Genomic DNA, 6,751 nt, shown 5'->3' on the forward strand with positions numbered 1-6,751 from the left:
GGCCCGCTACGCTGCCACCTGTACCCACCAATGAACGACTCTCGTTCGCCGTGGACCATTTCACGGGGTCCGGTCACCGGGCCTAGAAGTTTCCCTTCGCGATCTCCCGCAGCGCGTCCTTCTCCAACTCCGCGTCTGCCAGCAGGCGTTTGAGGGTGGTGTTCTCGCCTTCGAGGTCCTTGAGCCGTTTGGCGTCCTCGGCCTTCAACCCGCCGAACTGGTTACGCCACCGGTGGTAGGTGGCCTCGGAGACACCCAGTTCGCGGCACACCGCTGCCGTGTCCTTACCCTCGGCCAGGAGCCGATCGGCCGCCATCAGCTTGCGCACAATCTGCTCCGGGCTGTGCCGCTTCCTCGTCGCCATGATTTTGTTGAGCCTTCCTGCCCACGTCGTGGGCTGCAAGACTCTCATAAGCCATGGATCAACCAAACGGGGTCAGGCCACTGCCAGTTGGGCATGTCGTTGGGTGCAGTTGTGGCTATAGCCCAAAAGGTGGCCTACGACGGGAGGGGGTATTTCGGCGACCAGGTTCTGCAGCGCGGAGTTGCGTGCTCCAAGCAGGTTGATACCTAGGGTGCGCAGCTTCAGCATCATGGTGTGGTGTTCGAGGTTCTTGCCGGCGCGGTGGCCGGGAAATAGCCAGGGGTTGGTCTTCAGGCCTCCAGCGGTCCGGAGGTTGGGTCGGTTGTGCAGGTGATCTTTGAGCATGCTGGCGAAGGGCTCGGGTATTGGAACAGGTTCGGCGCCAAGCGATATGCGTGTCTCGCCAGCGGCGATGACGATCGCGGCTGTCGGCAAGGCGACGATTTTGGCCACGGGCTGGGCGTAAAGCAGCAACAGTGTGCCGGCAACGCGGTAGGGCAGTGATTCGGCGTCCCCGTGGAGTAATTCCTTGATCCATGCCAGCCGCTGGTCTTGGGTGAGCAAGCGGGTGTCCTTAGCTTGTGGCGCGTCGAGCTGTAAGGCGGTATTGACCTTGCTCTTTGAGGCCCACACGACGAACGTGCGGATCTTGGTACGGGTTGTCGGTCCAGTGGCTAGCCACTCGTCGATGTCTTGCTGTCGGCAGGTCGCCGCGGTGCGGTGATGGTTCTCGTGCAACCAGCTGAGGAATTTGATTGTCTCGTTGATCTCTTGTCGGGCCGAATGTGTTGGTCCGTGGGAGCTTTGGCCCGAAGCAGAGGTTCGGCGTAGGCGCTGTAGGTGATGCCAGGTGGCGAATTGCTCGACGGGGGCTCGAACGGCTGGCTCGCAGATCGCTTCGAGTTTTGAGGCCAGCCAGGCCTGGAAACGGGCAAGGGGTTCGTCGCGTGGCGGGAGCAGGCCGTTGTGCTCGAGGAGGCTGCGCAGATGGGACACCTGTCTGCTCTGTCCGGCGGCGTCGAGACCGTCGTGGCTGAGTGGGATGTCCTCGCTGGCCAGGCCCAGCAGCAGGGCCCGAACGGTGGGGGAGCGTTTCCAGGTAAGGATGCTTTCGGGTCGGTCAACCCCGCAAAGGATTGTCACGATGGTCCCCATGGCGACTGGGTCGGCGGCGTCGTGGACCATCAGAGCGGTGAGGTCGTCGCGAAGCGCGCATCGAGCGCACTGCCCGCGGCGATACAGCTGACCTTCGGTGTGGCAGGTTGCGCATCGATAGTCGTCGGAGATACCGGGGCACGACAGGCATACCGGTCGAGGATCGGCTTGATTGACCCGACCGGGCAGCACGCCGTCGTGCCCACAAATGGGACAGATGCCATGAGTGCGCATCGCCGTGTAGAAGCAGCTGTGGCACAGTCGATCAGCGGGCCAGTTCACGCGCAACTGGTTGGCCATCCGGTGGCACCTAGTGCAGCACAAGGCGCCGTCGCGGACCGCGGGTCGTCCGCGACGTGCCGGCGGCCGGTCGGGATCAATCCTCATCGCGGATCACCCGGGCCCGGCGCGGACGCACCGACTTGTTCAGGTCAACCACATTCGGGCGCGCAGTCGTGGTGGACGAGGCGGCTTTCTTGCGGCGGACGTCGGTCGCGGTGATGGTGAGAAGATCCTCGACGCCGCATCCGAAGATGTCGCACAGGGCGGCCAGCAGGTGCAGTGACAACCGTTCAGGCCGTTGGTAAACGATGCGATACACCTGGGGCCGGGACAGCTCGATACCGCGTTCGGCGAGCCGCGGCATCAAGTCGGTGCTGTTGTGCATGCCGTGGGCGGCCATGATCTCCGGCAGCCGCCAGGCATAGTCGACATGACGCTTCACGAGTCCTCCTTGCTGGACGACAGTGCGTCGTTGATGGTGGAGTCCAACACCCGCCGCAACGTGCGGATGCGGAAATCGCTGGACACGCAGGTGTACAACGCCGTGGTGCTGGCGTGTTCATGGCCCAATTGGTCCTGCATTATCTTGAGTCGCTGGCCTATTCGGGGCTGCGACCTGCGGCGTTTCGTTGTGGACGTTGTCGTCGACGTTTGGGGTGGGGACATGGGGAGGCCTTTCAGCAGGGACCGATCGTTATCGAGCTGAGACGTTTCCGGGCGGTGTGAGTGGACGTGGTTTCGGTCGCGGTGCGCTGCTGGCCGAGCGCTCGGGCGAGCTGGTCTCGGAGCTTGCGGTTCTCCTCGGCCAGCGTGCGGTTGCGCTGGGTGGCGGCTTCGAGCCTGCGTAGCAGTGAGGCGTCCGAGGATCGTTGCCGCGCGGGGACCGGCGTCGCGGGTGCTCGACGGTGGGCAGCGCGAAGCCGTTCGATCTCGGCTCGGATGTCGGGTTGCGCGTAGAGCCAGGACCGAGACACCGCCGCCGCGTGAGCGACGGCCTCGAAGGTGACCGGACGGCCTTCGGCGTCGAGGGTCCTCAGGGTCTGGATCGCCTTGGCTCGGGTGAGTTCGTGGCGTTGTCGGGCGGCGACGATGAGGTGCCGGCTGTTGTCAGCCCGCATTAGCAGGCTCCAATTCCTCTGAACCGGAGTCGGTTTCGAGGGTGGTGATGATGGTGTCGAGGTTGCCGAGGACTTGTTGGTTCATCTCGACGAGGCGCAACTGTCCGCGTGCCTCGGCAGCGGAGATGATCTGCAGGACTTGCTGACGGTGTTCGTGGTGTTGCGGTAGGAACTCGGGCGTGGTCACGAACATCGGACAGGTCAGACAAGCATTGGCGTGTGGACAGGTCTTTTGTACTGGCAGCCCGCAGAAGCCGTTGGGCAGCGCTTGGGTCACGCGCCCGAGCCGTTGCTTGGCCCAGTTCGCTTCGGCCAGTGGGCCATCGGGGTCGATCGAAACGGTTTGGCCCTTGGCATCGACCTTTCGAGCGGACTCCCAGTGTCGGCGGACGGTGGCGTCGTGAAGGCGGGCGTAGTGGGCGGTCATCTCGCCGCTGGAGTGGTCCAGTAGCACCCGTACGACTTCTTGCGGGACGTCCCGGTTGATGAGCCGTGTTCCGAAGGTGTGGCGCCATTGGTGCGGTGTCAGGTGCACTGGGCGGCCGTGTTCGTCGCGGACGTCGCAGCGCTCCAGCCAGTCTCGTAGCCCGCCGCGGTAGGACTGCGTGGTCAGCGGCCGGTGGCCGTCGGGGTTCATCTTTGGGGCAGGGAACAAACATGAACTGCCGTCGCGCCATTGTTGGCGGATCCGCTGTTGTTGTTCGGCGATGGCCTTCTCGACTTCCTCGTCGATGGGGACGAGGGCTTCGCGTTTCATCTTGGCGTTGGTGTAGCGCAGGTAGGGGGCGCCGTCGCCGCCACGGATGACGCAGTCGAAGGCGATCTTGGTGGCGTCGCCGATGCGCAGGCCGCAGCGCATCAGAATCATTGTGAGTAGCCGACTCTCGGGGTTGTTCCACCTGTCCAGGTTCGCGGGCTGTTCGACCTGGGCCATGATGTACTCGGCCAACCCGCGGGGCAGGCGTTTGTCAGGCTTGGGGAAGTCATCGGGGTAGAACGCGGCACTGGCGGGCAGGTCGGCGTCCCACTCGTGGCGGCGGATCGCGTCGAGGAACGCACCCAACGAGCTGATGTCGCGACTTCGGGAGCGGAGTGCTCGGGAGTCGGTGGACAGGTCAGCAAGGTAGCGCTCCAACACCGCGCGGTTGATGCCGGCCAGGCGGGTGATGTTGACCGGCGGGGACGCCAAGAAGCCGGCCAAACGCGTCACCGCCTGAACGTCGATGTAGGCCTGGTTGGGGCTGCGTCCGATGCTCAACCGCCAGCGGGCGAACCGCTTGGCCAAGTCCCGGAGCCACGGTTGGGTAATCCCGTCGAACCGCAGTCGCTTGCGGCCCTCGACGCCGAGTCGGCGAAGCTCCCACACGTCGCGCGGGAATTCGGCCTCCCACCCGCTGCCGCAGTGCAGGTCCTCCAGACAGCGATAGGCGTAGCGCAGAAACGCCACCTGCCCGTTCTGGCCGTGTCGGGCAGCGTGATTGGCGTCGAAGAACTCGATCCAACGCGTCGTCGGCCACTCCAGCAGCGAGGCTACCCCGCTGGCGGCCACGATTGCGATAACCGCCCTCGCGATGCCAGCGGGGGTCTTGACCTGTCGTTCATCGTGTCGGCACTGCAGCGCGTACTGCATCTCCAATTTGAGCTGTCGGCGATCATCGAACGATCGGAAGTCGAACCGGTCATCGCCATAGGACTCGCAGAGCACGATGAACTCGTCGATGTCGGGACGTCTTGCCGCCTCCCACCGCGATCGGTGGTTGACGCAAAACGCCGAGCGTCCCTGTGTCCACAATGTGCAGTAGGACAACGCGCACACCGGATGATCGGGATCATGCACGAGCGGAACAGCGGCTATCCAGGCGGTACGGTCGCGCCGACTGGACCGTTCCCAAATTCCGTGATGGCGAACGCATAAGCCTCGTCGGGCAACACCGAAGCGGCAGCCCGCGACAGCGCAGGCCGTGAGCTCCTTGCGCCCGAGTCCCTCCGGGGACGCGATCGTGGCGAACACGTCGATGTCCGGGCGGCCTTCCTGTTGCCACGCGTTGTGGTGGCCTTTGCAGAGCCCGCGGATGCGTGGTTGACGGACGCAGCCCGGCACCCGGCACGGCGCGGTATCGAACATCAGCGCGCCCCGCTCGGGAACCAGGATGTCGGCCCGGAATTCCGGTCGAACAGCGGCCATGAGCATGCTCAGCAACCCCAAAGCCGTGGCGGCCGGCGTGGGTTCTGCTGTGGTCACCAGCGCACCTCCTGCCCAGTCAGGAAGCCGGCCGCCTCCAAAGCCCGGCGGGCGTCCTCGACGGACAGATGCCCGTAAATGTCCATCGTGGTCGCGATCGACGAATGCCCCAGCAGCGTGCTGACGACCTCGATCGGGGTGCTATTGCGGAGCAGTCGGGTGGCGTAGGTGTGCCGATACCAGTGGGGATCGAAGTCGGTGCCGGTGATCCGGCGCAGCCGCAACACCAGGTCGTAGACCGCGGGATAGCCCCACGGGTGCCCGAACGGCTCGCCCCACAGGTTGACGAACACATAGTCGGAGTCCAGGTCGCCGTATTCATCGTGCAGATAGTCGGCGTAGAGCCGGATGACCTCCGGGCCGACCGGGATGGTGCGTGGTGTCGCCGACTTGGCGCGCGCCCTGTTGTCGTTGGATCGCGGCGCGACCGTCAGCTCACCCTCGGCAGCGGCCACGTCCTCGTGACGCAGACCCAACGCCTCACCAATCCGAATCCCCGTGTCCCACAACAATGCCCATAGCAAGCGATCCCGCAGGTGGGTGCAGGCGTCGAGGATCGCCTGCACCTGCCCGACGGTCAGGATGGTCGGATGCCTGCGCGAGGTCCGAAGCTTGATCGTGCGCCGCCGCTCCGGCTCGCCCTTGCTCAGGTGGTAGAGGAACGGCTTCCATCCCGAGCGCCGCCGGCGGCCAGGGTGCAGTTCGGTGAGGAGATCACCCGGATCCGGCGACTGATCAACAGGATCAAAGGCGACATCGCCGAACTCGACGACACCGAGCGAACGCAGATCGACGACGCGGTCGCCATCATGCGTCGTCATCGTGCGGCCCACACGATCCCGCTCGGCATGCCCACCCTCGCCGCCACTGCACCCGCACCGGCAACCACCGCCTCGGAGGCCACCGCATGACCACAACCACCGACGCAACGTCGAATCACACACGCGCACACTCTATCTCGTCGAGCACACGCACCCGATCGATGCTCGACGGCCGTCACGACGACTCGATGCGCCGACGCCGGCGCGTGCTGGCCGCGATCGACCAAGCCGCAACCGCCGGCGACCCGCTCAGCGCGTCCGCGATCGCCCGCGCCGCCGCAGTCGACCGCACATTCCTCTACCGGCACCGCGACCTACTAGAGAAAATCCACGCGCTGCAAGCAGATCCAGTCCCCGACGAGCACACCGGCCCCGCGGTCACCCACGCCTCACTACAGGCCGACCTGCTCGCCGCCCACGAACGCGCAGCCCGGCTCGACGCACGCATCCGCCAACTCGAGCAGCGGCTCTCCCAAGCACTCGGCGAACACACCTGGCGTGAGTCCGGGCTTCGCGCCCCAACCGACATCGATGCACTCCACCAACGGATCACCCATCTCGAACAGCAGGTCATCGACCAACAACAACAACTCGACGAACGCGACGAAGACCTCGCCGCCGCCCGCGCCGCCAACCGTGAACTCATGGCCCGACTCAACGCGCCAGGCCGGCCCCGCTGAACGGCCAGTCGACCGAGGTGCCTCACGTAAAGGTGAGCGCGAAGCGGTGGCTGGTGCCTCACACATGGTGAGCGCGTGGGGGGCTTGCA

At 65.2% G+C, this 6,751-nt stretch carries 7 protein-coding genes and 1 pseudogene; 1 reads left to right on the forward strand and 7 read right to left on the reverse strand.

From position 1 onward, the window contains the following. Positions 1 to 77 precede the first annotated feature (77 nt). The 7 genes and pseudogenes from A9X01_RS05595 to A9X01_RS05620 all read right to left on the reverse strand — a co-directional run. Positions 78 to 364: pseudogene (locus tag A9X01_RS05595) on the reverse strand (transposase); the annotation flags it as partial. 72 nt (positions 365 to 436) lie between these two features. Continuing rightward, positions 437 to 1,819: a recombinase XerD gene (locus A9X01_RS05600; RefSeq protein WP_065119800.1), complete on the reverse strand. Its 1,383-nt coding sequence runs from the start codon at positions 1,817 to 1,819 to the stop codon at positions 437 to 439. A 76-nt stretch (positions 1,820 to 1,895) separates the two neighbouring features. Beyond that, complete coding sequence (locus tag A9X01_RS05605; RefSeq protein ID WP_065119801.1) at positions 1,896 to 2,243, reverse strand: helix-turn-helix domain-containing protein; 348 nt, start codon at positions 2,241 to 2,243, stop codon at positions 1,896 to 1,898. Further along, a complete protein-coding gene (locus A9X01_RS30350; RefSeq protein WP_162494284.1) occupies positions 2,240 to 2,383 on the reverse strand; it encodes a hypothetical protein in 144 nt (47 codons plus the stop codon). Before A9X01_RS30350 ends, A9X01_RS05605 begins: the two co-directional genes overlap by 4 nt. Before the next feature lie 95 nt (positions 2,384 to 2,478). Next, positions 2,479 to 2,919, reverse strand: coding sequence for a DUF6262 family protein (locus tag A9X01_RS05610; protein ID WP_065119802.1), 441 nt, complete (start codon positions 2,917 to 2,919; stop codon positions 2,479 to 2,481). Then, positions 2,909 to 5,161, reverse strand: a complete 2,253-nt coding sequence (locus tag A9X01_RS05615; protein ID WP_232526921.1) for a tyrosine-type recombinase/integrase — start codon at positions 5,159 to 5,161, stop codon at positions 2,909 to 2,911. The genes A9X01_RS05610 and A9X01_RS05615 overlap by 11 nt, the downstream gene beginning before the upstream one ends. Then, entirely contained in the window at positions 5,158 to 5,982 is an 825-nt protein-coding gene (locus A9X01_RS05620) for a tyrosine-type recombinase/integrase (protein ID WP_306454291.1), read from the reverse strand. Before A9X01_RS05620 ends, A9X01_RS05615 begins: the two co-directional genes overlap by 4 nt. A gap of 161 nt (positions 5,983 to 6,143) precedes the next feature. On the opposite strand from A9X01_RS05620, the gene A9X01_RS05625 reads away from it, so the two are divergent. Further along, positions 6,144 to 6,662, forward strand: a complete 519-nt coding sequence (locus tag A9X01_RS05625) for a hypothetical protein (RefSeq protein WP_072501205.1) — start codon at positions 6,144 to 6,146, stop codon at positions 6,660 to 6,662. Positions 6,663 to 6,751: the final 89 nt, after the last annotated feature.

The sequence above is a fragment of the Mycobacterium asiaticum genome, from assembly GCF_001668675.1.
Lineage (GTDB): Bacteria > Actinomycetota > Actinomycetes > Mycobacteriales > Mycobacteriaceae > Mycobacterium > Mycobacterium asiaticum_D.

Bases quoted from the DNA above. Each gene is read 5' to 3' on its own strand.
- A9X01_RS05600 (WP_065119800.1), bottom strand. From the start codon at position 1,819: ATGGCCAACCAGTTGCGCGTGAACTGGCCCGCTGATCGACTGTGCCAC.
- A9X01_RS05625 (WP_072501205.1), top strand. From the start codon at position 6,144: ATGCTCGACGGCCGTCACGACGACTCGATGCGCCGACGCCGGCGCGTG.
- A9X01_RS05610 (WP_065119802.1), bottom strand. From the start codon at position 2,919: ATGCGGGCTGACAACAGCCGGCACCTCATCGTCGCCGCCCGACAACGC.
- A9X01_RS30350 (WP_162494284.1), bottom strand. From the start codon at position 2,383: ATGCAGGACCAATTGGGCCATGAACACGCCAGCACCACGGCGTTGTAC.
- A9X01_RS05620 (WP_306454291.1), bottom strand. From the start codon at position 5,982: ATGACGACGCATGATGGCGACCGCGTCGTCGATCTGCGTTCGCTCGGT.